We start from the raw sequence: 22,591 nt of genomic DNA, 5'->3' as shown, positions 1-22,591 counted from the left end.
GTACAGAGTGTCCCTTATCGACTTCCCAACCAGCATATGAAGAATGTTCTTCATGTCGTTCACTGAATCCGCGCGGGACATGCGGGACGATCTCGTCCGGCTGCGCCACTCGCTGCACACCACTCCGGAGATCGGCCTCACGCTGCCGCGTACCCAGGAGAAAGTCCTCACGGCGCTCGACGGGCTGCCCCTGGAGATCAACACCGGCAAGGCGCTCAGCTCGGTCACCGCCGTGCTCAGGGGCGGCCGGCCGGGCCCCGCCGTACTCCTGCGCGGTGACATGGACGGGCTGCCGGTCGCCGAGCGCAACGACCTGCCCTACCGCTCGCAGATCGACGGGCAGATGCACGCGTGCGGCCACGACCTGCACACCGCCATGCTCGCGGGCGCCGCGCACCTGCTCAGCGCGCGGCGCGAGGAGCTGGCCGGGGACGTCATCTTCATGTTCCAGCCGGGCGAGGAGGGCCACGACGGCGCCAAGCACATGATCGAGGAGGGCGTGCTCGACGCGGCGGGCGCGCGACCCGTGGCGGCGTACGGCATGCACGTCGTCTCGTCGATGCTGCCCCCGGGGCTGTTCGCCTCCCGGCCCGGGCCGCTCATGGCCGCGGCCGACGTGTTCAAGGTGACGGTGAAGGGGCGCGGCGGCCACGGCTCCAGCCCGCACCGCGCGCTCGACCCGATCCAGGCGGGCTGCGAGATGGTGGGGTCGCTGCAGACGATGGTGACCAGGACGTTCGACGTGTTCGACCCGGTGGTGGTCACCGTCGGGTCCTTCCACGGGGGCACGGTCGACAACGTGATCCCGGACGAGGCGCACTTCGAGGCGACGCTGCGCACGTTCTCGGCGGCCAACCGGACGCTGGCCAAACGGCGGCTGGTGGAGGTGGTCGAGGGCGTCGCGGCCGCGCACGGGCTGTCGGTCGAGGCGTCGTTCGGGATGGGGTACCCGGTCACGGTGAACAATCCGGCCGAGGCGGAGTTCGTCTCCAAGACAGCGGAGGAGCTGTTCGGCCCGGGGCGGTTCTTCGTCACGCCGCAGCCGGTGATGGGGTCGGAGGACTTCTCGTACGTGCTGGAGAACGTCCCGGGGGCGTTCGTCTTCCTGGGCGCCTGCCCGGCCGACCGCGATCCGGCCGTCGCGCCGTACAACCACTCCCCCGAGGCGCAGTTCGACGACTCCGTCCTGCCGGACGGCGCCGCCCTGTACGCCTCCCTCGCACTGTCCCGGCTGGCGTCCTGAAACGGCCCGATTCCTTTACGGCCAGCATGGGCCGGCCCCACCCGCCGACCGGTGCCGGGCCCTGTCCAGGGGAACGCTCCTCAGGTGGGATTAGCTAGGCACCGTGACGTGCGCGTAGTCGACCGTCTGAGGAGGACTCGATGAAGGCGTGGATTCCGGACCCGGCCCGGCTGTTGGTCATGGTGGACAAGCCCGTACCCGAGCCGGGGATGGGTGAGGTGCTGGTCCAGGTCGAGGCCTGTGGGGTGTGCCGGACCGACCTGCACCTGATCGAAGGGGACCTGGCGCCCCGGCACCCGCGGATCTCGCCCGGCCATCAGGTCGTCGGGCGCGTGGTCAGCGGCGACGGGGACGTCGGCGGGCGGGTCGGGGTCGCCTGGCTCCGGTGGACCTGCGGGGCCTGCCGGTACTGCCTGAGCGGGAGGGAGAATCTTTGCCCTTCCTCCGCCTACACCGGGTGGGACGCCGACGGCGGTTACGCTGAGTATCTGACGGTGCCCGCCGCCTACGTCTATCCCCTGCCCGAAGGCTCGCCCGCCGAGACGCTGGCACCCCTGCTGTGCGCGGGGATCGTGGGCTATCGGGCGCTGCTCCGAGCCGAGCTGCCGGAGGGCGGGCGGCTCGGGGTCTACGGGTTCGGAGCCTCCGCCCACCTGACCGCCCAGGCGGCGATCGCCCGTGGGGCCGTCGTGCACGTGGTGACCAGGTCCGCCGCCGCCAGGGAGCTGGCCCTGCGACTGGGCGCGGCATCCGCCGGAGACAGGCCGCCCGAGCCGCTGGACGCGGCGATCCTGTTCGCGCCCGTAGGTGATCTGGTGCCCACCGCGCTGGAGGCACTCGACCGGGGCGGCACGCTGGCCGTGGCCGGGATCCACCTCACCGACATCCCCTCGCTGGACTACGAGCGCCACCTCTTCCAGGAGCGGACACTACGGAGCGTGACCGCCAACACCCGGGCCGACGGACGGACCTATCTCGACCTCGCACTCGGGCACCCGCCACACGTGACGACGGCGCCCTACCCCTTCGACAGGGCCGACGAAGCACTCCGCGATCTGGCAGACGGGCAGGTCAACGGGGCTGCGGTGCTTATGCTGGGCTGATGGCGCCGAGCTACATCGAGGAGCCCATGAAGAAAAATTACATTACACTCACAACATCTGGAGATTATTGACGTGACCTGTTCGCGACCGTAAGGTCCGGGCTAATCCCCCGCGATCCTCAACAGGTCCGAACATTCACCCCCGGAGCGGTACATGAAGCGACTAGCAGCGGTAGTAGCGTTGCTGGGCCTGGCCACTGCCACAGCGTGCAGCAGTGGCTCCACCAACAAGTCCAGCTCGGGCGGTGGTGGCGGGCTCTTCACCACAATCGACGTCAACCGGCCGGGCCTCGATGCGAGTGCGCCGGCGAACCCGTACAACCCGAAGGGCAACTCCTTCTCGGGCTTCAACGCGATGCGCATCGCGTGGGTCAAGAACCACTTGACGGATCCCAACCAGGCTCTCCCCGGCATCGCCGCGAGCTGGGAGATCGCCCCGGACAACTCCGCCATCACGTTGAAGCTTCAGCCCAACGCCAAGTGGTCGGACGGCAAGCCGGTCACCGCCGAAGACGTCAAGATGTCCATCGGCATCGCCTACACGCAGGGCAGCACGGCCTTCTCGGTCACGCCCGGCGCGGCGGGCGCCGCCGCCGAGGTCACCGTCGTCGACCCACAGACGCTGAAGATCACCCAGGACATGGCCAATCCCAGTCCGAAGTTCGCCCGCGGCGTGCTCGACACGGCGGTCCTGCCCGCCCACGTCTGGAGCGGCGTCCTGCCGGCGGACTTCTGGGACAAGCTCAAGGCCGCCCGTGGCGAGGGCGCGGACGCCGAGAAGGCCCGCGCGGAGATCACCACCCTGGGCCAGAAGGTGCTCACCTTCGCGCCGCCCAAGGACGTCTCCGCGGGCCCGTTCGTGCTGGAGCGGGTCAACCCCGGCGAGGCGCTGCTGGTCAAGAACAAGAACTTCTACAACGCCGCCAACGTGGCTCCGGCGCAGGTGAAGTTCCTCAACTACACCGGCAACGAGCAGATCTGGAACTACCTCACCGCCGGCAAGCTCGACAGCTCCGGGTTCGTCGCCGCTCCCACGGACGTGATGAACCGGATCAAGGCGGCCCCGGGCAGTGAGGTCATCAAGGGCTATTCGCCGGTGGCCGTGAGCATGGCCTTCAACCAGTCCAAGAAGCCGTACGACAACGTGCACGTGCGCCGGGGCCTGGCCTACCTCATCGACCGCGACCAGGTCACCAAGGTCGCCTCACCCGAGGGCGGCACGCCGGCCATCACCACGAGCGGCATCCACCAGAAGGCCGCGCAGGCCTGGATCCCCGACACGCTGCCGAAGCTCGAGCCGTACAAGCCGGACGTGGCCAAGGCCGAGGCGGAGTTCAAGGACGCCGGCCTGACCAAGAAGGACGGCAAGTGGCTGCTGGCCGACGGCAAGGCGTGGAAGGTGTCCATGCACGCGCCGGCGGGCTTCTCCGACTGGCTCTCGGCGCAGGAGAACATCAAGAGCCAGCTCATCAAGGCCGGTGTCGACGCGGAGGTCGTGACCACCACGGACTACCCGCTCTACCTCGAGGAGCTGGCGGCGGGCAAGTACGACGTGGGCTTCTGGCTCATGGCGCTCGGCCCCGCGCCGTATGACATCTTCCAGCGCCTCTACGGAGCCTCCAACGGCTGGACCAACGTCGCGGGCAAGATCGAGCACTCCCCGGCGGGCAAGAACGGCAACTGGATGGGCGACCCCGAGCAGATCGAGGTCGACGGCGCCAAGATCAACCCAGGCGAGCTGACCGGCAAGCTGAACTCGGCCACCGAGGACCAGGCCAAGCCGATCATGGCGCAGCTCGCGACGGCGGCCAACCAGGACCTGCCGGTCATCCAGCTCTGGGACTACGTCAACAACCAGTTCGTCAACAACAGCCGATTCACCGGCTGGCCACACGACGACGAGATCCTGCGCCTCGGTACCGGCGTGCTCGCTTCCGGTGTGTGGATCCAGCTCGGCATGGTCAAGTCGAAGCAGTAAATTTATGATGATCATCATCCGGCGACTCGCGGGCCACCTGGCCCGCGGGTTCGTCATGATCCTTGTTGTCGCCACGATCAGCTTCTTCATCATCAACAACATCCCGGGCGACCCCATGGCGGCCCGTTACGAGAAGCTGATCGAGGGGGGCATGGCGCCCGAGGCGGCCGCGCAGGCCGTCAAGGTGCTGTACGGGTTCCAGCCGACGGGCACGCTCTGGCAGCAGTACTCCGACTTCATGGGCGGCCTGCTCCACTTCGACCTCGGCGTCTCCGTCAGCAGACCGGGCACTCCCGTGCTCGACGTGCTGACCGAAGCGGCCAAGTGGACCGTTCTACCGGTGCTGGTCGGCACGCTGCTCAGCTTCCTCGTCGGGGTCGTTCTCGGCGTGTACGCGGCGATCAAGCGCACGGGCAAGCTCGGCGACGCGCTGGCCATCTCCGGCTCGTTGCTGCACGGCATCCCGCAGTACGTGCTCGCGCTGCTGCTCGTAGTGATCTTCGCGACACTGATCCCCATCCTGCCCGCGGACGGACCGGTGGACATCCTGTTCGATCCGGGCTTCAACGCCGGCTACATCGGCTCGCTCGTCGAGCACGCCGTGCTGCCGGTCGTCACGTACGCGCTGTCGGCCTACGGCGGCTGGGTCCTGGCGATGAAGTCCAGCGTGGTCACCGTGCTGGGCGACGACTTCATCCTGGCCGCCGAGCTACGGGGCATGAAGCGCTCGATCGTCTTCCGTTACATCGCGCGCAACGCGATCCTGCCGCTCTTCACGATCCTCGCCCTCTCCCTGGGGCTGCTCCTCGGTGGGGCCGTGTTCATCGAGAAGATCTTCAACTATCCGGGGCTCGGGCTGCTGCTCATCGACAGCGTCAACGATCGCGACTACGCGCTGATGGGCGGTGCCTTCCTGCTGATCACCGCGTCGATCATCGTCGCGAACATCGTGGCCGACCTGTTCTACACGGTGATCGACCCGCGGGTCCGGAGCGGAGAGGACGCGACATGAGCGACACGCTGATCCCCGAGACGGGGATGTCCACCTCCGCGACCATGCGCCGTAACTTCTGGCTCGGCGTCTGGCGGGTGATGAAGCGCAAGCCCAGCCGGATGGCCGGTGTGGTGATCATCGTCGGTTTCGCGTTCATGGGCGTCTTCGGGCCGATGTTCTTCCCGGACCACTTGCCGGACAATCCCAACGCCATCACCCAGCCGCCGAGCTGGGCTCACTGGTTCGGCACCGACCCTCAGGGCCGGGACGTCGTCGCGCTGGTCATCACCGGCTCGCGCTACGTACTGCTCAGCGCCGCGGTGACCGCGCTCATCACGGTCGTCTTCGGTACCTCGCTCGGCCTGTTCTCCGGGTTCAAGCGGGGCCGTTGGGACACCGTGCTCATGCGGATCACCGACATGAAGCTCACCATCCCCGGCCTGCCCCTGCTGCTGGTCCTGGCGACCGTCTGGAAGTTCGGCAGCCCGATCCAGATGGGCCTGGTTCTCGGCCTGCTGGGCTGGGGCGGCGTGGCGCGGGCCGTACGCGCGCAGACCCTTTCCCTGCGTGAACGCGGCTTCATCGAGGCCGCACGCGGCCTGGGCCTGTCCACGAAGCACATCATCAGCAAGGAACTGCTGCCCAGCATGGCGCCCTACATCGCGATGAACATGCTCATCGCGGTCACCGGCGCCGTCTACGCGCAGGTCGGCCTGTTCTTCCTCGGTGTCCTGCCCTATGAGTCGGACAACTGGGGTGTGATGCTCAACCTGGCGGTGTTCCAGGCAGGCGCCATGATCACCACGAATGCGCTCGGGTACCTGCTGGCGCCCCTGCTGGCGATCCTGCTGCTCACCCTGGGCATCGTGCTCGTGGTCGACGCCATGGACGAGATCTTCAACCCCCGGCTGCGTGAGGAGTAGCAGTGGCTGACCAAGCGCCGGGAGTGCGCATCGACGGCCTCACGGTCGTCTACAAGACGCCGGCGGGCGAGCTGCCCGCCGTACGCGGTATCAGCCTGACCCTGGAGCCCGGCACGATCACCGGCATCGTCGGCGAGTCGGGGTCCGGCAAGTCCACGCTGGCCCTGTCGCTGCTCAACGCGGTGCAGCCGCCGGGCCGGATCGCGGCGGGCAGCGTGGAGATCGACGGGCTCGGCGACGTGGTCGGGTTCGCGGGCGAGCAACTGCGCAAGGCCAGGGGCGCCCACATCGGGTACGTGTTCCAGGCCGCCCAGAACTCCCTCAACCCGCTCAAGACCGTCGGCAAGCAGCTGCTCGACCTCGGCCGTTCGCACGGCGTGGCGGACCTGAGGGGCCTGGTCCGCGAGGCCAGGGAGCTGCTGGGCCGGATGGGCCTCGACGGGGCCCGGGTGCTCGACTCGCACCAGCACGAGCTGTCCGGCGGCATGCGCCAGCGGGTCGGCATCATGCTGGCGCTGGTGCTCAACGCGCACCTGGTCGTGCTGGACGAGCCGACGACCGCGCTCGACATGATCACCCAGGCGAACATCCTCAAGATCGTCCGTGAGGTGCACGCCGAACGCGGCCTGACCACCCTGGTGATCACGCACGACATCGGCGTGGTGGCCGAGGTGGCCGACAGGCTCGCGGTCATGTACGGCGGCCGCCTGGTGGAGCAGGGCCCCACCAGGGAGGTGCTGGGCTCGCCCCGCCACCCCTACACCAGGGGCCTGATCAGGGCCATCCCCCGGCTGGTCGGCGACATCGACGAGGCCCGGGCGCTGCCGGGACGCCCGCCGACGCTGGTGACGGTGCCGAAGGAGGGCTGCGTGTTCAGGGAGCGCTGCGAGCTGCGGATGGACGTCTGCGACACCGTCGATCCCTCGGTCGTGGCGGACGGATCCAGGATCGTGGCCTGCCACGCCGTGACGGTGAAGGAGCACGCTTCGTGATCAACGGAACGGGCATCACCAAGACGTTCAAGCAGCGGGGCAACGTGCTCGGCCGCAGAGAGGTCCCGGCGCTGCGCGGCGTGGACTTCGAGATCGGCAAGGGCGGGTCCGCCTCGTTCATCGGCGAGTCGGGGTGTGGCAAGACCACGCTCGGGCGCATCATCGCCGGGCTGGAGACGTACGACTCGGGCGAGATCGAGATCGACGGCACGCCCATGTCACCGCTCAAGCTCAAGCACCGGCAGCCGCACTTCCGCAAGATCCAGATGATCCACCAGGACCCGTACTCCGCCCTGAACCCGACCCGGACGATCTACCAGACGCTCCAGGCGCCGCTGGCGCTGCGGGCCGGGCAGACCGGCCGGTCCAAGGGGTGGATCGACGAGCGGGCCGCCGAGGTGCTGTCCCTGGTCGGCCTCGATCCGGGAACGGTCCTGTCGCGCTACCCGCACCAGCTCTCGGGCGGCATGCGGCAGCGCGTCGTGATCGCCCGCGCCCTGACCGTCGATCCCGAGATGCTCGTCGCCGACGAGGCGGTCTCGATGATCGACGTGTCGCTGCGGCTCGGCATCCTGGCGCTGCTGAAGGACCTGCGCGAGCGGCTGGGCGTCAGCGTGCTGTTCATCACGCACGACGTGGCCACCGCGCGCTACATCGGCGGCGACGGCGAGCTGTACGTCATCTACCGCGGCCAGGTCGTGGAGCGGGGGCCGGTCGACACGATCATCGCCAATCCGGTGCATCCGTACACGCAGTCGCTGCTGTCGGCGATCCCCGTGCTGCACGGGCTGGAGCTGCCCGGCGAGGAGCCGGTGGTGCCGCTGGAGTCGCTCACCGAGAACCAGTCCGAGAGTGGGTGCCTGTTCGCGGCCCGGTGCCCGTTCCGCGGGGACGGGTGCACCGACGAGCGGCCGCTGCTCCGGGTGACGGAGGGTGTTCCGCAGGAGCACGCCTGCTACTACCCGCAGCGGCGCAGCGTCATCGCCCGCCCGATGAGCGAGGTGTGACCCCGTGCCCCACGCCGGCGACGCCGTGACGCCTGTCCGGGAGGCGAGCGGCTCCGCGGAGTTGCGGCAGGCCGCGGAGGTGGCGCGGGCGGCGCTCACGCTGGACTCGGGCGAGGGGCCCGCCCTCGTCGACCGGTTGGCGAACTCGCCCGCCGGTCGGCGCTGGACCGCCCTGGTGATCGATGGCGGGGTCGTCATGGCCTCCGTCTCCGGCAAGGATCCGGCCGTCGGACATATCGACCTGCTGGCCGTACACCCCGAGGTCCAGGGGCGGGGACACGGCCGGGAGCTGGTCCGCGCGGCCGAGGAGTGGCTGCGGTCGGTGGGCGTGAGACAGGCGCGCTTCGCCGGGAACCCGCCCTGCTACGCCTGGCCGGGCATCGACGTGCGCTACACCGCCGCCGCGTGCCTGGCCGAGAGCCTCGGCTACGAGCGCTACCACATGGCCTGGAACATGACCGCCGACCTCGGCACGGACCTGTCCGTCGACGACGACCTGGCACGGCTGGCCCAGAGGGGCGTGCACGTCCACACGGCCGAGCAGGGGCGCAAGAGGGTCGCCGGGTTCGTCCGTGAGCACTGGAACGAGAACTGGGCCTGGGAGGCCATCAACGCCGCCGGGCTGCACTACGCCGAGCGCGACGGCCGGATCCTGGGGTTCGCGGCCTGGGGGGCGCGCCCCGCCTGGTTCGGGCCGATGGGGACGGCGCCCGAGGCGCGCGAGCTCGGCGTGGGCGGCGTGCTGCTCCGCCGCTGCCTGGCCGATATGCGGGCCGCCGGGCAGACCAGCGCCCAGATCAGCTGGGTCGGGCCGCTGCGGTTCTACTCGCGCGCCGTGGGCGCACGAGCCGAACGCGTCTTCTGGCTCTACCGACGCGATCTGGCGTGATGTCACCCGTAGGTGCAAACCCCGCTACCTGCGGTGCGCCGCTAAACGCGGCCACCGTAGAGCAGCCGCCCTTCAGGGTATATGGGGTCGGGGCAGAGGGCGCGCGGGTCCTCCCCGGCGTCCAGGCACCTCGTGAGCGTGTCGGAGCCCCACAGGTGGTCCAGGAACAGCTCGGGCCCCCACCAGGCGAGCTCGCCGGGGTAGAGCGTACGGGCGACGTGCAGCATCGACAGCCCGGTCAGCACCGGCCGGTACGCGGCCCGGTCGTACACGTGCAGCTGGACCCCGTGCACGGTCGTGCCCACGTGCTTGTGGAACATCGGCGTGAACCACGTCTCCCTGAACCGCACCCCGGGCAGGCCGAGCGCGTTGAGCGCGGGCGCGAACCTGTCATCGACGTACGGCGCCCCGACCAGCTCGAACGGCCGGGTGGTGCCACGCCCTTCGGAGAAGTTCGTGCCCTCGAACAGACCGGTGGCCGGGTAGGCGTAGGCGGTGTCGATGGTCGGCATGTTGACCGACGGCATCACCCAGGGCAGCCCGGTCTCGGCGAACGTCATGCCCCGCCACCAGCCGTCCATCCGCACCACCTCGAGGTCCAGGTCGAAGCCGAACAGCGTGGCCAACTCCCCCGCGGTCCTGCCGTGGCGCACCGGCAGCGGGAACCTGCCGACGAAGCTGGCGAACTCCGGGTCGAGCAGCGGCCCTTCCTCGACGGTCCCGCCGAGCGGGTTGGGCCGGTCCAGCACCACGAACCGCAGACCCAGCCGGCTCGCGGCGGCCATGAGGTCGTACATGGTCCAGATGTAGGTGTAGAAGCGGGTGCCGACGTCGGCGATGTCGAACACCAGCGTGTCCACACAGGATCGCGCCACCACCTCGTCCAGCGCCGCGCCGGAGACCTTGTGCGTGTCGAAGACGGGCAGGCCGGTTCTGGCGTCGATCGTGTCGTGCTCACTGGCGTTCGCCTGGGCGGTGCCCCGCATGCCGTGCTCCGGGCCGAACAGCGCCGTCAACGGCACTCCGGCCGCTCTGAGAGCGTCCGTCGTGGGGGTCAGATCAGGCAGAACACCTGTGGGATTGGTGATCAGGCCCAGCCGGTCGCCACCCACCAGGGTGGGATCCGTGGCCAGCCGTTCAGCGCCAGTGCGTACGTTCGTCATCAACCCATTGTGTGAAAGATATTTACAAGAGAGAAGTAGAGGGTGGAAATTAGCGTCATGATCAATCCGCTCCCTGAGCTGCCCACCGAACAGAGCGATCCCCGCTACAGCCAGATCGACCGGCTGCCGACGGAACAGGTCGCCCGGCTGATGAACCAGGCCGACGCCGCCGTGCCCGCCGCGGTCGCCGTCGCGATCCCGGCCATCTCCGCCGCCATCGACGCGATCGCCGCGCGGATGGCCGACGGCGGACGGCTGCTGTACGTCGGCGCGGGTACCTCGGGGCGGCTGGCCGTGCTTGACGCCTCCGAGTGTCCGCCCACGTTCGGCACCGATCCGTCGCTCGTCCAGGGCGTCATCGCGGGCGGACTCGACGCGCTCACCCGCTCCGTCGAGGGCGCCGAGGACGATGCCGAAGCGGGCGCCGCCTCGCTCGCGGCGCTGGAGGTGGACGCGCTCGACTCGGTGGTGGGCGTGTCGGCCAGCGGGCGTGCCCCTTTCGTCCTCGGTGCGCTGGGGGAGGCGGCCCGGCGGGGCGCGCTGACCGTCGGCCTTTCGTGCAACGACGGCGCGCCTCTGTCGGCCGCCGCCGAGCACGCGATCGAGGTGGTGGTGGGACCCGAGGTGGTGACCGGCTCCACCCGCCTCAAGGCGGGCACGGCCCAGAAGCTGGTGCTCAACATGATCTCCACCATCTCGATGATCCGGCTCGGCCGTACGTACGGAAACAAGATGATCGAGATGTCGGCGATGAACAGCAAGCTGGCGGACCGTGCGCTCCGCATGGTCAGCGACATCACCGGCGCCGACCACGACACGGCGGGCAATGCGCTGGACGCGGCGAGCGGCCAGGTGAAGATAGCGGTGCTGATGATCCAGCACGGGCTCGACGCCGGTGGGGCGCGGGCCCTGCTCGAATCGCACGGCGAGCGGCTCAGCGACGCGCTGAGCAGCTGACCGCACGGGAGTGACCGCACGGAAGTGACCGCGCGGGAGCGCCTGCACGGGGTTGTACTCACGGGGAGGCCGAACGATGTCCGACCGGCTGGACGCGATCCTTGCGGACGGCGTGCCGCGCGTGTGCTCGGCGGCGGTGGCGCTGATCGCCGTGGACGGCTCCGTCGCGGCCTCGGCCGCGACGGGCGAGCTCGTCCGCTATGCCGACGCCGAGGGGACCCTGGCCGCAGACCGGCCGCCGGCTGGGCGCGACGCGATCTTCGACCTGGCGTCGATCAGCAAGCTGTTCACCACGGCCGTGGTGCTGTCGCTGGTCGAAGAGGGCCTCCTGGACCTCGACGAGCCGGTGGCGGCCTGGCTGCCGGCCGGCGACCGGCGGGTCACGCTGCGGCGCCTGCTCACCCACACGGCCGGTCTGCAGCCCACCCGCCGCATCGATCTCGAACTCCCCGACGCCGACCCGGCCACCCGCATGGCGGCCATGATCAATACCCCGGTCACCGGCCCGATCGGCGGTCCTTACCTCTACACCGACGTGGGCATGGTCATGGTGGGCCGCATCGCCGAGTTGGCGGGCGGCGCACCGCTGGACGCGCTGGTCGGCGACCGGGTCACGGGCGTGCTTGGCCTGGCGGACACCGGCTACCGGCCGGGGCCGGCAACGCTCCCCCGGGTCGCCGCCACCGAATGGAAACCGGAGCGCCAAGGAGCCGCCGCCACCGACGGGACCGTCGCGGGCTGGACGCCCGAGCCACAGGTGCCCGGTTGTGTGCGCGGCGAGGTGCACGACGAGACCGCGTATGGCTTGGGCGGCGTGGCGGGGCACGCGGGCGTGTTCGCGACGGCGGACGACCTGCTGACGTTCGGCGAGACGCTTCGACTCGGCGGCGGCGGGTTACTGCGCCCGGAGACCACGGCCGAGATGCTCCGCGACCAGGGAGCGGAGGGCGCGGCGTTCCGGCACGGTCTCGGCGTACGGATCGGCGACCCGGCCATCGTGGGACCGCTGGGCGGCGCCGCCTTCGGCCACTCCGGGTTCACCGGCACCTCGCTGGTCGTCGATCCCGCGCGCGGGCTGACCGTGGTGCTACTGACGAACGCCGTCCACCCCGTACGCGGCCGCGACGGCATCCGCGCCCTGCGCCACGCGGTCGCCGGGGAGGCACTGCGGCTGGCGGGCTGAAGCGCCGACGCGGCAGCGGTCCGCGACCGTAGGGGCGCACCCAGCTCCGGGGTTGCGGTGGCGGTGACGACTCAGGCCGGGAGTTCTACGACGACCAGGGAGCCGAGGTCACGTAGCTGGTGGAGCTCGGCGAGGCGATTGGCGCCGAGGGGGACGGGGCGTGCGGGGCCCAAGGGGAATCTCCTGGCTGATCGGGGCGGATGGGGGTGAAGCGCACCGGTAGGTGGGCCAGCGACCGGTGGAACGGGCCCGGCCGCCACGGCAGTTCCTCGCGCGGCACGGTCAGTTCGAGGTCGGACAGGTGAGAGGTCAGGCGCTCGATCGCGGTCACGGCGATGAGCAAGGCCGGGTCGCTGGCCGGGCAGCGGTGCGGCCCGGCGCCGAAGCCCAGGTAGGCGCCGCCGTCCGAGCGCAGTTCCTCAGGCACGTTGGTGGGCTCGGTGTTGGCCGCGGCATAGGAGACGAGGACCAGCTCTTCCGGCTGGATCCAGGTGCCGTGGAAGTGCACGGGCCGGCGCACGAAGTACGGGCCGAAGTTCGCCATGGCGGGCTCGGCGCGCAGGGCTTCCATCAGGGCGTCGTACGTGCTGAGCGCGCCATTGGACAGGGAGCTGTAGTAGCGGTCGTCACTGACCATCCGGGAGATCGCGTTGGAGATCAGACTGGACGTGGGGTCGAAGCCCGCGGCCATGACGAGCACCACGGACTGCACCAGCTCGTCGCCCTCCAGACCGGCTGGATGGTCGATGAACCAGGAGGTCAGGTCGTCGCCCCGCTGGGCGTACTTGGCCTGGATCAGCTCGCCGATGTACTGGCTGAAGGCGTCGCTGCCCCGCGCGCCCACCTCGCCGTCCGCCTCCATCATGTCCGACAGGGCCTGGCTCAGGGTGGCGCTGTCGGAGTCGGGCCGCCCGAAGAGCAGGTTGAAGACGCGCAGCGGGATGGGCCGGGCGAAGTCGGCGGCCAGGTCGGCCTCGCCCTTCGCGGCGAACTGGGCGATGAGCGAGTCGGACACCTCGATCACCATCTGACGCAGCTTGTGCGGCTGGACCAGCGCGAAGCAGTCGGAGGCCACCTTCCGGTAGCGGGCGTGCTCGGCCCCGTCGGTGAACAGCGCGCTGGGCCGGTAGCCGAGCATGGCGGTCATTCCCGCGGCGTCCGGAGTGGCGGGGAGCCGGGCCTGCCAGGCGCTGGGGTTCTTGCTCCAGACGCCGCCGGCGTCGGTGAGCACGTCCACGGCGGCCTGATAGCCGATCACCAGGTGGGCCTCGATGCCCGGGGCGATCTCCACGGGCGCGACCGCGCCGTGCCGCCGGCGCAGCTCCGCGTAGACCGCCTGCGGGTCCCTGGCGTACTCCTCCCCGTACAGCCGCCCGGCGTCGGGCATGTAGCGCAGGGTCATGACAGCACCAGCTCTCTGATGTGCTCCACCAGCGCGATCAGTGAGGCGCGGGCGGAGGCGGGGTCGCGTGCGTCGCACACCACCAGCGGCGTGCTCGGGTCCAGGTCGAGCGCCTTGCGCACGGTTTCCAGCGGGTAATCCGGGGAGTCGGGGAAGTGGTTGACGGCCACCGCGTAGCGGATGCCGGCGTTCTCCACCAGGTCGAGTACGGCGAAGCTGTCGTCGATGCGGCGGGTGTCGGCCAGCACCAGCACGCCCAGCGCGCCGCGGACCAGCTCCTTCCACAGGACCTGGAACCGGGTCTGTCCCGGCGCCCCGAACAGGTAGAGCACCACACCCGGCAGGGTGAGCCGACCGAAGTCGATCGCGGTGGTCGTGGTCGTCTTCTGGTTCACGCCGCTGAGGTCGTCGACCAGCGTGCCCGCCTGGGTGAGCACCTCCTCGGTGTTGAGGGGCTTGATCTCCGAGAGCGCGTCCACGATGGTCGTCTTGCCTACGCCGAACGGTCCTGCGATGACCAGTTTGACGGGGATGTGTTCGGTACTGATACGGCTGTCAGAGAGCGCGGAGGCCACTGAGCACCAACTCCAAGATCTCGATGTCGGGCAGGTCGGCGGCCGGCGGATCGCGGGTCAGCAGCGTTCCGCCGCCGACGAGCCCGGCGACCAGCAACCGCACCACGCAGTACGGCAGGCCCAGGTGCGCGGCGCATTCGTACACCGACAACGGCCCGTCCCGCAGCAGTGCCAGCAGATGCGACGCCGGAGGGTCAAGCCCGTCGGTGGCGGCGTCGGGCACGATGGAGACCAGGGTCGTGCGTTCGACGGTGATGTGCTCGGGCAAGGTCAATCTCGCGGCGGCCATGTAGTCCGGGACGACCCGCCGCCGCTGCCGTCCGGAGGTCATGTCCGGACGCCCGGCACCCTGGCCGCGCTGGCCTCGTCGAGAGCCTTGATCAGCTTCTGCACCTGGAGCTGCACCTCGTAGGCCAGCGAGCCGATGTTGACCGCTCCGGTGGCGGCGACGACGATGGCGGCGCGGTCGCCGGCCGGGGCAACGTAGTAGTAGCCGCTGCCGGCCGAGATGACGATGTCGACCACCTCGCCCTCGGTGCCGTTGCTGAGGCCGTCGCACAGGGCGCGGGCGGCCCCCAGGACAGAGCTCGTCATAGCGGCGGCGCGCTCGCCGGTCTCGACGCCGACGTCGGCCGAGCCGCCGAGGATGAGCCCGTCACGGCTCAGCACCACGCCGCGGACGACTCCGGGCAGTGCCAGCAGGGGCGACAGGACCCAGGACACGTCGAGGGACAACGGGCGCCCCTTGGTCTGAACACGACCGGAAGCACTGTGTGTGTCCATGGAGCGGTCAATTCCCTTCGGTGATGTCATGCTGCTGCGGCGGGAGCGCTTCGCGGCGGCCCGCTTCGGCTCCGACCTGGAAGTCTCCCCACCGCTTCTGGGCCTCCTCCGGAGTGGTGAGCAACTTTCCGCCCGAGCCGTCGGAACCACCGGAGCCGCCCGGTTCGCCGGTGGGCCTGGAGCCGGACGCGGCACGCGTCGGCTGGCGTCGGCGCTGCGGCAGCGGCGCCAGATCCTCCGCCTGGGCTTGCCGTTGCTGGGGCCCCGTCGCGGGTTCCGGACGACGCGCTTGCGCGGGCTCGGGCCGTACGGAGGAGGCGACGGGCTCCGGTCGAAAGGCGGCCGCGGGTTCCGATCGGATGACCGTGGCGGCGGTCGGGACGCCGGCGCGGACCGGCTCGGGGGCCAGCACCGACGGCCTGCTGTCCTCGGGCATCTCCACCAGCAGGGCCGCCGGAATGCTCAACACGGCCTGGACGCCGCCGAAGGCGCTCTTCTTGATCGTGACCTGCATGCCGTAGTGCGCGACCTGGCGACCGATCGCGGCCCAGCCGGTGCGGGGCGGGTTGCCCAGGTCGACCAGGCGTACCGGATGGGTGCCGCTCAGCAGGCGGGTCGCGCGGGCGTACTGCTCCTCGTTGAGGCCGACGCCGGCGTCGTCGATGACGATGGCGGCGCCGTTGTTGGTCTCGTGCACGGCGATGGTCACCTTCAGCGTGCCGTGGGAGTGGTGGACCGCGTTGGCCAGCAACTCGGCGGTGGTGAACAGGATCGACTCCGCCGCGCGGGCGGCGACCCCGATCCGGCGGCGCAGGTGGTTGGCCGGGCCCTCGATGCGCTGCTCGAAGTTCTCCACCCGTGAGATGGCGCCCACCATGAGGTCCACCAGATAGGTGTCGTCACGCGACAGGCCGGGCGTGGCGCCGCAGGCGATGCCGGTGGCCTGTACGCGACGGATGATGAGTTCGTTGAACATGTCAAGCCCCAGCACCTCGCGCAGCAGCGTGGTGTGCTCATCACCGCTGTAGCGCTTCTGCACGTCCGCGAGCAGGTCCTGGGCGCGTAGCGCCTGGGTCTGCACGCGGGAGATCGCGCCTCTGACGACCGCCTGGGCCGCCTCGTCGATGCGCTCGCCTTCCTCGCGGACGCCGCGGGTGAGCGTGTCGAGGATGGCGCGGTGCAGCCTTTCGACGTTCGTGCCGGCGAGCGCCGGGTTCTGTACGCCGGGCACGATCACGTGCGGGGCGCGCAGGTGCGACAGCAGGGCGGGAATCCGGGTCGAGACCAGGTACTCGGTCTCGGCGCGCACGAGGTCCTGCTGGGCGCGTGCCTCGCGCAGCAGCTCCGCGCTCTCCTTGGCCTGGCGCTCCGCGCGCACCAGCCGCTGGTCCCTGGCGCTGGACTCGCCCGTCAGGTGCTCTTGGGCCCGACGGGCCTGAACGAGCTGCGCACGGGCCCGGGCGAGGTCGCGGCGTACACGCAGGTGGAGGGTCAGGACGCCCACGAGGGCGAGGACGAGAACGGCGGCGCCGATCACTATGGGGACGCTGAAGGAGTCTTGCAGCATGACAATCCTGGGGTCGGGGGGAACCCGGCGGAGAGCTATTGACCGCCGGAGAGCCTGCGCTAGCGGCGCGTGGGGGTCTCGCGCAGCGGCCGGCCGGGGCCGCGTCGGTATGACGCGCGCCCTTCCGCGACGCCGGCACGGATGAGTGCCTGATGCGGTGCGGACTGAGGCATGGCGGGGCCAGACGACATGGGCATCCTCGGTCTCAGCGGAACGATGGGCAATCGGGAAACCGGAATTCCCAGCAGGCACGATAGTCTAACAGTGAGTAAGATCGTAACTGCGTTCGGCCATATATCATCAGATTTGTCGGGATCAGCCTCGCTACCCGACCTCGCCGAGGTCGAAGGCGACGTCGGCGAGGTGAACCGTCCGCACCTCCGGATCGTCGAGGAGCTTGCGCAGGTCGGCGAGTTTCCAGCCGTCGACGACGAGCCCGTGCACGACGCCCTCCTCGGCGTCGTCGACGAGCCAGTCGTAGTCCAGACCGAACTCCTGGAGGTCGTCCCCCTCGCCGAGCAGCCCGACCCACCGGCGGAACTCCATCAGCGCCGCCGCGGGCTCGGTCTCGCACTGATAGGTGACCTCTACCGAGAAGCCGTCCTTGGTCATGTCGCGGTTCCAGACAACCGCGTTCGCCGCGGCCGGGTCGCTGGAGTCGTCGTAGTAGGACAGCGAGTAGATGTAGGAGGTGTCCGCCCCTCCGCAGATTGTGTGCCTCCGGTTGAAGGCGACGAGCCGATCGGTGGTCATCGTGTCCGCGAACTCCACGACCGCGACCGCGTCGAGCGTCTGGGGTAGTGCGTCGATGGTCTTCCGGGCCTTCTCCGTCAGCTCTTCGTCGACGTCAGCGTCCTCCACCACGGAATCGATCGCCTGGGCCAGGCCGCCGGACGGCCCTTCGAGAGAGGGAGCCCGGACGGCCCCGAATGAGTTCTCCTCAATTACGTACTCTTCCCCACCCTCGCCGCGACCGGCCTTGCGCGGCTCCCCCAACAGCGTGTAGGTCGTCCCCCACAGTCCCCCGCCATCGCTGTAGCCGCTCGCCAGGCGCTTGTCCGGGTTCACGACGCGGGCGGCCGTGCCGTACACCTGGGCCATCCGCTCGTCGTCGAAGTCGATGAACAGCCACAGAACCCGCTCGGTCACGCCGAGGACCAGTAAGAGCGCCGCGGTAACGGCCAGGACCTTGACAAGGGACCTGGCCACGTACGCCCAGTCGGGCTCTCTCACGTTCATCACCGCGCACTCCTACGATCTAGATCAACTCGAGTACGGGGCACCATAGCCGAAATCCCCATCGTCCGAATGATGGCCCACATATCGGGCAATTCATCCCAATGCCACCAGCTAACGGCCGGACTCTAATATTGATTTCGGAATCTTTGAATGCGCACCCCCCAATGCGTTAAATGGCATGATTCTCCGGTCATAGCGGTTTATGATGGCCTCCAGTCCACGGGACCTGGGGAATCCCGTTGTGGAGGTAACAGGGGGGCGTGGGGCGTGGAGTGGTTTCTGAGTCTCATTGGTGGATCTCTGATCAGTGGCTTGGTCAATTTGATTCCGGAACTCATCGGAGACGAACTACGCACCCGTGGCGTCATCCGTACGCTGAACCACCAAGACCGGCTGAGCCGGGTCGCCGATGAACGGCGGCACGCCGCGCGGATGGCCTACCTGGACGAAGAGCACCGGCGGCAGTTACTTCTGGAACGTTACAAAAGCCTGAACGCGCGCTATCCCCTGGGCACGATCGGGCGGCTGCGCTCGATGACCACCGACCCGCGGCCGGCGGTGCTGGTCTCTCCGATGAGCTTCGCCGGCGGCACGAGTGGGCGGGTCACCGGTCTGGTCCACGACGCGTTACGCCAGATCCCGGACTTCTCCCGGCATGCCGCGCTGCACACAGGGGCGTTCGTCAGCGACGGCGGGGTGAGCCGGCTGATCGAGGGCTCGACGGGCGCCGCGGAGATCAGCGCCCTGGAGTTCCCCTCGCACCCGGCGGTGCTCGTCTACTTCGAAGCCGACGGCGATCATCTCAACGCGTTCGCGTACCTGAGCTCTCTCTTCCCGACGGTCGACGGTCTGACGGGCTTCCCGATCCGGATCGCGTGCTTCGGCTGGGACGACCGGACGACCGTAGGCCAGCCCGGCGAGGGCGCGCTGCCTGTCTGGCAGTACGTCAACATGACCGAGCTGGACTACCCGGACGAGCAGATCGTCGCGGCGATCGTGGCCTGGTTCGTGCTGACCTGCGTGGAGATCTACTGGCAGCTTCGCGGCGCCGCGGTGAGCCTGCGCCCGGACACGGCCGGGCCCATCATCGGTCCCGTACCCGCACCGGCTCAGGCTGTCGGCGCTCAACCGGCTCCTCCCCTGCCCGAATCCTCGGCCCAGGACGTGTTCGCCTGCCGGGTCGAGATGGAAGTCATGGAACTCGAGCGACGGGGCTTCACCGTGGAGACCCTGGAGCTCGATCGAGATCGCGTGGCGCTGATCGTCTCGACGAACGACCTGGGGGTCTCCTTCGTGCTCGACGCCGGCTTCCCCGCCACCCCGCCCGACGTCTTCTACGTGGAGGACACCGGACCGGAGCACCTCGAACTCGACTCGGCCATCTGGTCACCGGAACGGACCCTGCTGGACATCGTGGAGGTGCTCGGATGAGCGAGCATTTCGTGGTCCGCATCTACGAGTCCGAGCTCGCCGTGATCACTGACGAGACATTGGACCATCACGAGCTGGAGACCGGTGGCAGCCTCTTCGGCCTGTTCGGCCACGGCGGTGGGCCGACCGTCTTCCTCGCGACGCGTCCGGCGGGAGAGGTCCAGAAACGACAGACCTCACTGGAACTCGACCCGCAGGTGACCCGTGCGCTCGAGCAGGTCGCCTGGGACGGGTTCGGGGTCCAGTGCATCGGCATGTGGCACTCACACCACTGGATCGGCCTGATGGAGCCGAGCAGTGGCGACCGTGAGCGCACTCGCAGGTACGCGCAGAAATATCACCGTCCGCAGTACACCGAGATACTCGCCAACTTCGTCAGCCGGGAAACATCGCATTCCCGGCGTGGCCGGGGCCGGCCCGGGAGTGACTACCGCGTCCAGCTCACGCCCTTCTTCTATCTGGACGCCCGTAACCTCACCAGGGCGGAGACCTTCTTCCACGTGCTCCCCGGGGAGAGCCCGCTGCGCGGCACCCTCGCCAAGCTCGTGGGCGGGCTCGTGGAGAGACCCAGTCTCAGCACGGCCATGCGGCCCGCTTCGCGGCTCCCGGAGGACTCCTACCGGCTTGCCGGGTCAGCCGCGTCGGCGGTGTCCGGGTGGCGGCGCTTCGTCTCGGGCGTACGGTCGGACTCCGGCGACGTCGACGACCATCGCGCCGACGAATCACCGGAGGCATCGGACGCCAAGCCGGCAGCCGAGGAGCTTGCCGGCAGCTCGGCGGTCTTCGAGAAGCGGCCGGACGATCCGGAGCGGCCGCGTGCTGAGCGACCGCGAGAGGCAGCGGACCTCCCAGAGGCTCCCGCGAAGCCATCGCAACCGTCGCATTCGTCGCAGTCGTCGGGAGGCCGGATCCCGCTCCTGCCGATCCCTGATCTCCCCGACTTCGTCACCCAGTACATCGAGCCCGCCGTGCAGCCGCTGGCCGGCCGGTACGACGTCGAGGTCAAGGTGATCCACGCGGACCGCATCGCCGTGATCGTGCGCATTCCCGGCCGCGCGACACGCCTTCTCCTCTTCGCCGCCTGGGACGGCGAACGCGCCGTCACCGCCGACTGCAGGGTCGCGGTGGTCCGCGGGAACTCGCACGAGGTCGTGGAATGGCGCACGCGGCAGCGGGCGGAGATGTACGACCTGCGCGCGCCACTGAAATGGGGAGTCCTGCTTCTGGAGAAGCTTCCATGAAGGCGTCACCCTAGGGGGGAACTGTGGCCTGGGATTACTACCAGAGAATCCGGCTCGTCGAAGACGCGAATGGGCTGCGGACGTACTTCCCGTCCTTCAGCTTCTATGAGCCGACCGGTCACACATATGTCAGCGGTTATTGGACGAGCAACATGGGCAACGGCTACGGGGTGATGATCACCGTCCCGCCCGGCTACCCGGATGAGTGCCCGAGCACCTACATCAGCTATCCCAGCCCGTTACAGGGCTATATGGGGTGGCGGACGATCGAGTCTTACGGCACCAGCCACGATATGCACACCTGGAAGACCGATCAGCCCGGGTGGGTGAAGATCTGCACCTATCGCCCCGAACACTGGTCGGTCGAGCACTCGATGCTGAAGATAGTCGAGAAAGGCCTGTTGTGGATCGTCGCGTATGAATGCCACCTGCAAGACGGCAAGCCGATCAAGAATTTTCTCATAGACGCGTGAAAGAGCAGGAGGCTCGCATGGCCACGGATAAACACAACGACATCCGGGCGTTCATGGAACAGATGAAGGCATCGGGGGGAAACCCGCCGTCCGGCAAGCGGATGGTGCTCAACCCGCAGACCGGCAAGTTCGAAGTGCGCTCGGTCGGCGACCGGCCCGGCGACCAGATCCCGCACGTGTCCGCCGAGGACATGAAGGCGTTCACTCATGACTGACCCTGACCAGCCGACCGTGCCCCACCACGTGGTGTTCACCGACAGCGCGCTCGCCGTCATCGCGAGGGTCGCGACGCCCGGCCCGACGAGGCTGGGCATGCGCCTGCGTGACCAGGGCGACCTGGCAACCGTCGAGGGAGCGGCCGGCAACGACGTTCTGGTGCTGCCCGAACAGCCCGCGGACGGCTGGGTCCTCGACGAGCCCGGCCCGCTGATCGTGTGCTGGACCGAAGAGGACGGCATCCGCGCGCATCGCACGACCGGCTTGGGCGGCCCGCTGGGGGAACGGATCGGCACCTCCGTGGTCCCCGCCGCCGCGGACGCCTTCGAGCGAGTGCACGGCATCTTCGAGACCGATGTGCTCCGCAAGAAGTCCGTCGCGGTGCTCGGCTTGGGCTCCGGCGGCAGCTTCATCGTGCGCGAACTCGCCAAAGCCGGAGTCGGCCGCTTCCTGCTCCTCGACCACGACCGGCTTGAGGTGGGGAACGTCTCGCGGCACGAGTGCGGGCTCGCGGACGTCGGCCGGCTGAAGGCCAACGCCATGCGCGACGTCGTCCATCAGCACCATCCGGCCGCGCGGGTCTTCACCAGCGGCCTGCACCTGAACGGGGAGACCCGCCGGCAGGTCAAGGACCTGATCAAGTACGTCGAGGCGGATCTGGTGATCTGCGCGACCGACACCCGGGAGAGCCGGCTGCTGATCAACCGGATGTGCCTGCAGGAGGGCCTTCCGCTGATCCTCGGGGGTGTCTACCGTCGCGCGTACGGGGGCATCGTGCAGCGGGTCATCCCCGGTCTGACGCCCTGCTACCAATGCTTCGTACAGGCGCTCCCAGAACAGGCCGCCGACAACGAGATCAGCAGCGCGGAGGACGCCGCGCGCGTCTCCTACACCGACCGCGCGGTGGCCCCGCAGCCCGGACTGTCGACCGATATCGTCCCCATCGCCCTCCACATGGTCAAACTGGCGTTGCTGGAGCTGCTCGACGGCGAGTCCCCCGCCTTCGCGACCCTCGGCGCCGACCTGGTCGCCCCGATCCACCAGTGGATCAACCGCCGGGAGCTGGCCCACGCGGGACTCGAGCCGATGGGGGTGTCCATCGACCAGCAGAGCGTGCTCCGCTGGTACGGAGTCCTCCTCGACCAGCTCGAAAACTGCGCGGTCTGCGCGGCCGGCTCCGGCGTGGCCAAGTCGGAAGACGACGCGTACTTCGGCGGCCCCGAACCGGCCTGA

The 22,591-nt window shown here is 69.2% G+C and carries 22 protein-coding genes; 15 read left to right on the top strand and 7 right to left on the bottom strand.

Translation table 11 applies throughout. From position 1 onward, the window contains the following. The first annotated feature begins 52 nt into the window (after positions 1 to 52). From KLK06_RS44855 to KLK06_RS44820, 8 genes are all read left to right on the top strand, one after another. A complete protein-coding gene (locus tag KLK06_RS44855) occupies positions 53 to 1,243 on the top strand; it encodes a M20 family metallopeptidase (protein WP_214641842.1) in 1,191 nt (396 codons plus the stop codon). Positions 1,244 to 1,383: 140 nt separating this feature from the next. Next, on the top strand, positions 1,384 to 2,346 hold the full coding sequence (locus KLK06_RS44850) for a zinc-dependent alcohol dehydrogenase family protein (RefSeq protein ID WP_214641841.1): 963 nt from the start codon (positions 1,384 to 1,386) through the stop codon (positions 2,344 to 2,346). 153 nt (positions 2,347 to 2,499) lie between these two features. Then, entirely contained in the window at positions 2,500 to 4,323 is a 1,824-nt protein-coding gene (locus tag KLK06_RS44845) for an ABC transporter substrate-binding protein (protein ID WP_214641840.1), read from the top strand. 4 nt (positions 4,324 to 4,327) lie between these two features. Continuing rightward, positions 4,328 to 5,335 carry an ABC transporter permease gene (locus KLK06_RS44840; protein WP_214641839.1) on the top strand — a complete coding sequence of 336 codons (1,008 nt, stop codon included), beginning with the start codon at positions 4,328 to 4,330 and terminating at the stop codon, positions 5,333 to 5,335. After that, positions 5,332 to 6,240: an ABC transporter permease gene (locus KLK06_RS44835; RefSeq protein ID WP_214641838.1), complete on the top strand. Its 909-nt coding sequence runs from the start codon at positions 5,332 to 5,334 to the stop codon at positions 6,238 to 6,240. The genes KLK06_RS44840 and KLK06_RS44835 overlap by 4 nt, the downstream gene beginning before the upstream one ends. A gap of 2 nt (positions 6,241 to 6,242) precedes the next feature. Then, the gene (locus KLK06_RS44830) at positions 6,243 to 7,232 is read left to right on the top strand and encodes an ABC transporter ATP-binding protein (protein WP_308168729.1); all 990 of its coding nucleotides are present in this window, start codon (positions 6,243 to 6,245) and stop codon (positions 7,230 to 7,232) included. After that, positions 7,229 to 8,239: an ABC transporter ATP-binding protein gene (locus tag KLK06_RS44825; protein WP_214641837.1), complete on the top strand. Its 1,011-nt coding sequence runs from the start codon at positions 7,229 to 7,231 to the stop codon at positions 8,237 to 8,239. The genes KLK06_RS44830 and KLK06_RS44825 overlap by 4 nt, the downstream gene beginning before the upstream one ends. 4 nt (positions 8,240 to 8,243) lie before the next feature. After that, a complete protein-coding gene (locus KLK06_RS44820; RefSeq protein WP_308168728.1) occupies positions 8,244 to 9,128 on the top strand; it encodes a GNAT family N-acetyltransferase in 885 nt (294 codons plus the stop codon). Positions 9,129 to 9,169: 41 nt separating this feature from the next. Here the strand turns inward: KLK06_RS44820 and KLK06_RS44815 are convergent, their stop codons facing one another. Then, entirely contained in the window at positions 9,170 to 10,291 is a 1,122-nt protein-coding gene (locus KLK06_RS44815) for an exo-beta-N-acetylmuramidase NamZ domain-containing protein (RefSeq protein ID WP_214641836.1), read from the bottom strand. 57 nt (positions 10,292 to 10,348) lie between these two features. Here KLK06_RS44815 and murQ point away from each other — a divergent pair, with 57 nt between their 5' ends. Together murQ and KLK06_RS44805 are read left to right on the top strand one after the other, a co-directional pair. Next, the gene (gene murQ / locus KLK06_RS44810) at positions 10,349 to 11,248 is read left to right on the top strand and encodes an N-acetylmuramic acid 6-phosphate etherase (protein WP_214641835.1); all 900 of its coding nucleotides are present in this window, start codon (positions 10,349 to 10,351) and stop codon (positions 11,246 to 11,248) included. Positions 11,249 to 11,324: 76 nt separating this feature from the next. Next, a complete protein-coding gene (locus KLK06_RS44805; RefSeq protein ID WP_214641834.1) occupies positions 11,325 to 12,431 on the top strand; it encodes a serine hydrolase in 1,107 nt (368 codons plus the stop codon). Between the two features lie 85 nt (positions 12,432 to 12,516). Here KLK06_RS44805 and KLK06_RS44800 read toward each other — a convergent pair whose 3' ends face one another. From KLK06_RS44800 to KLK06_RS44775, 6 genes are all read right to left on the bottom strand, one after another. Further along, complete coding sequence (locus KLK06_RS44800) at positions 12,517 to 13,833, bottom strand: cytochrome P450 (RefSeq protein WP_214641833.1); 1,317 nt, start codon at positions 13,831 to 13,833, stop codon at positions 12,517 to 12,519. Then, the gene (locus tag KLK06_RS44795; protein ID WP_214641832.1) at positions 13,830 to 14,408 is read right to left on the bottom strand and encodes an ATP/GTP-binding protein; all 579 of its coding nucleotides are present in this window, start codon (positions 14,406 to 14,408) and stop codon (positions 13,830 to 13,832) included. The genes KLK06_RS44800 and KLK06_RS44795 overlap by 4 nt, the downstream gene beginning before the upstream one ends. Beyond that, positions 14,389 to 14,739, bottom strand: coding sequence for a DUF742 domain-containing protein (locus KLK06_RS44790; protein ID WP_214641831.1), 351 nt, complete (start codon positions 14,737 to 14,739; stop codon positions 14,389 to 14,391). The genes KLK06_RS44795 and KLK06_RS44790 overlap by 20 nt, the downstream gene beginning before the upstream one ends. Further along, positions 14,736 to 15,143: a roadblock/LC7 domain-containing protein gene (locus KLK06_RS44785; RefSeq protein WP_214641830.1), complete on the bottom strand. Its 408-nt coding sequence runs from the start codon at positions 15,141 to 15,143 to the stop codon at positions 14,736 to 14,738. Before KLK06_RS44785 ends, KLK06_RS44790 begins: the two co-directional genes overlap by 4 nt. A gap of 55 nt (positions 15,144 to 15,198) precedes the next feature. After that, positions 15,199 to 16,758: a hypothetical protein gene (locus KLK06_RS44780; protein ID WP_214641829.1), complete on the bottom strand. Its 1,560-nt coding sequence runs from the start codon at positions 16,756 to 16,758 to the stop codon at positions 15,199 to 15,201. Between the two features lie 324 nt (positions 16,759 to 17,082). Then, the gene (locus KLK06_RS44775; RefSeq protein ID WP_214641828.1) at positions 17,083 to 17,997 is read right to left on the bottom strand and encodes a hypothetical protein; all 915 of its coding nucleotides are present in this window, start codon (positions 17,995 to 17,997) and stop codon (positions 17,083 to 17,085) included. Between the two features lie 312 nt (positions 17,998 to 18,309). Between KLK06_RS44775 and KLK06_RS44770 the strand changes: the two genes are divergently transcribed. Genes KLK06_RS44770 through KLK06_RS44750 form a run of 5 tightly spaced genes read left to right on the top strand, consistent with a single transcriptional unit; the run spans position 18,310 to position 22,591 of the window. Then, the gene (locus KLK06_RS44770) at positions 18,310 to 19,428 is read left to right on the top strand and encodes a hypothetical protein (RefSeq protein ID WP_214641827.1); all 1,119 of its coding nucleotides are present in this window, start codon (positions 18,310 to 18,312) and stop codon (positions 19,426 to 19,428) included. Continuing rightward, the gene (locus KLK06_RS44765) at positions 19,425 to 20,669 is read left to right on the top strand and encodes a hypothetical protein (RefSeq protein WP_214641826.1); all 1,245 of its coding nucleotides are present in this window, start codon (positions 19,425 to 19,427) and stop codon (positions 20,667 to 20,669) included. Before KLK06_RS44770 ends, KLK06_RS44765 begins: the two co-directional genes overlap by 4 nt. A gap of 23 nt (positions 20,670 to 20,692) precedes the next feature. After that, on the top strand, positions 20,693 to 21,142 hold the full coding sequence (locus KLK06_RS44760; RefSeq protein WP_214641825.1) for a hypothetical protein: 450 nt from the start codon (positions 20,693 to 20,695) through the stop codon (positions 21,140 to 21,142). Then, positions 21,139 to 21,357: a hypothetical protein gene (locus KLK06_RS44755; protein WP_214641824.1), complete on the top strand. Its 219-nt coding sequence runs from the start codon at positions 21,139 to 21,141 to the stop codon at positions 21,355 to 21,357. The genes KLK06_RS44760 and KLK06_RS44755 overlap by 4 nt, the downstream gene beginning before the upstream one ends. After that, positions 21,350 to 22,591: a ThiF family adenylyltransferase gene (locus KLK06_RS44750; RefSeq protein WP_214641823.1), complete on the top strand. Its 1,242-nt coding sequence runs from the start codon at positions 21,350 to 21,352 to the stop codon at positions 22,589 to 22,591. The genes KLK06_RS44755 and KLK06_RS44750 overlap by 8 nt, the downstream gene beginning before the upstream one ends.

This window comes from Nonomuraea sp. NEAU-A123 (assembly GCF_018603905.1).
Taxonomy (GTDB): domain Bacteria; phylum Actinomycetota; class Actinomycetes; order Streptosporangiales; family Streptosporangiaceae; genus Nonomuraea.
The sequence above is the reverse complement of the archived record's forward strand: the minus strand, read 5'-3'. Positions and strand labels throughout refer to the sequence as shown.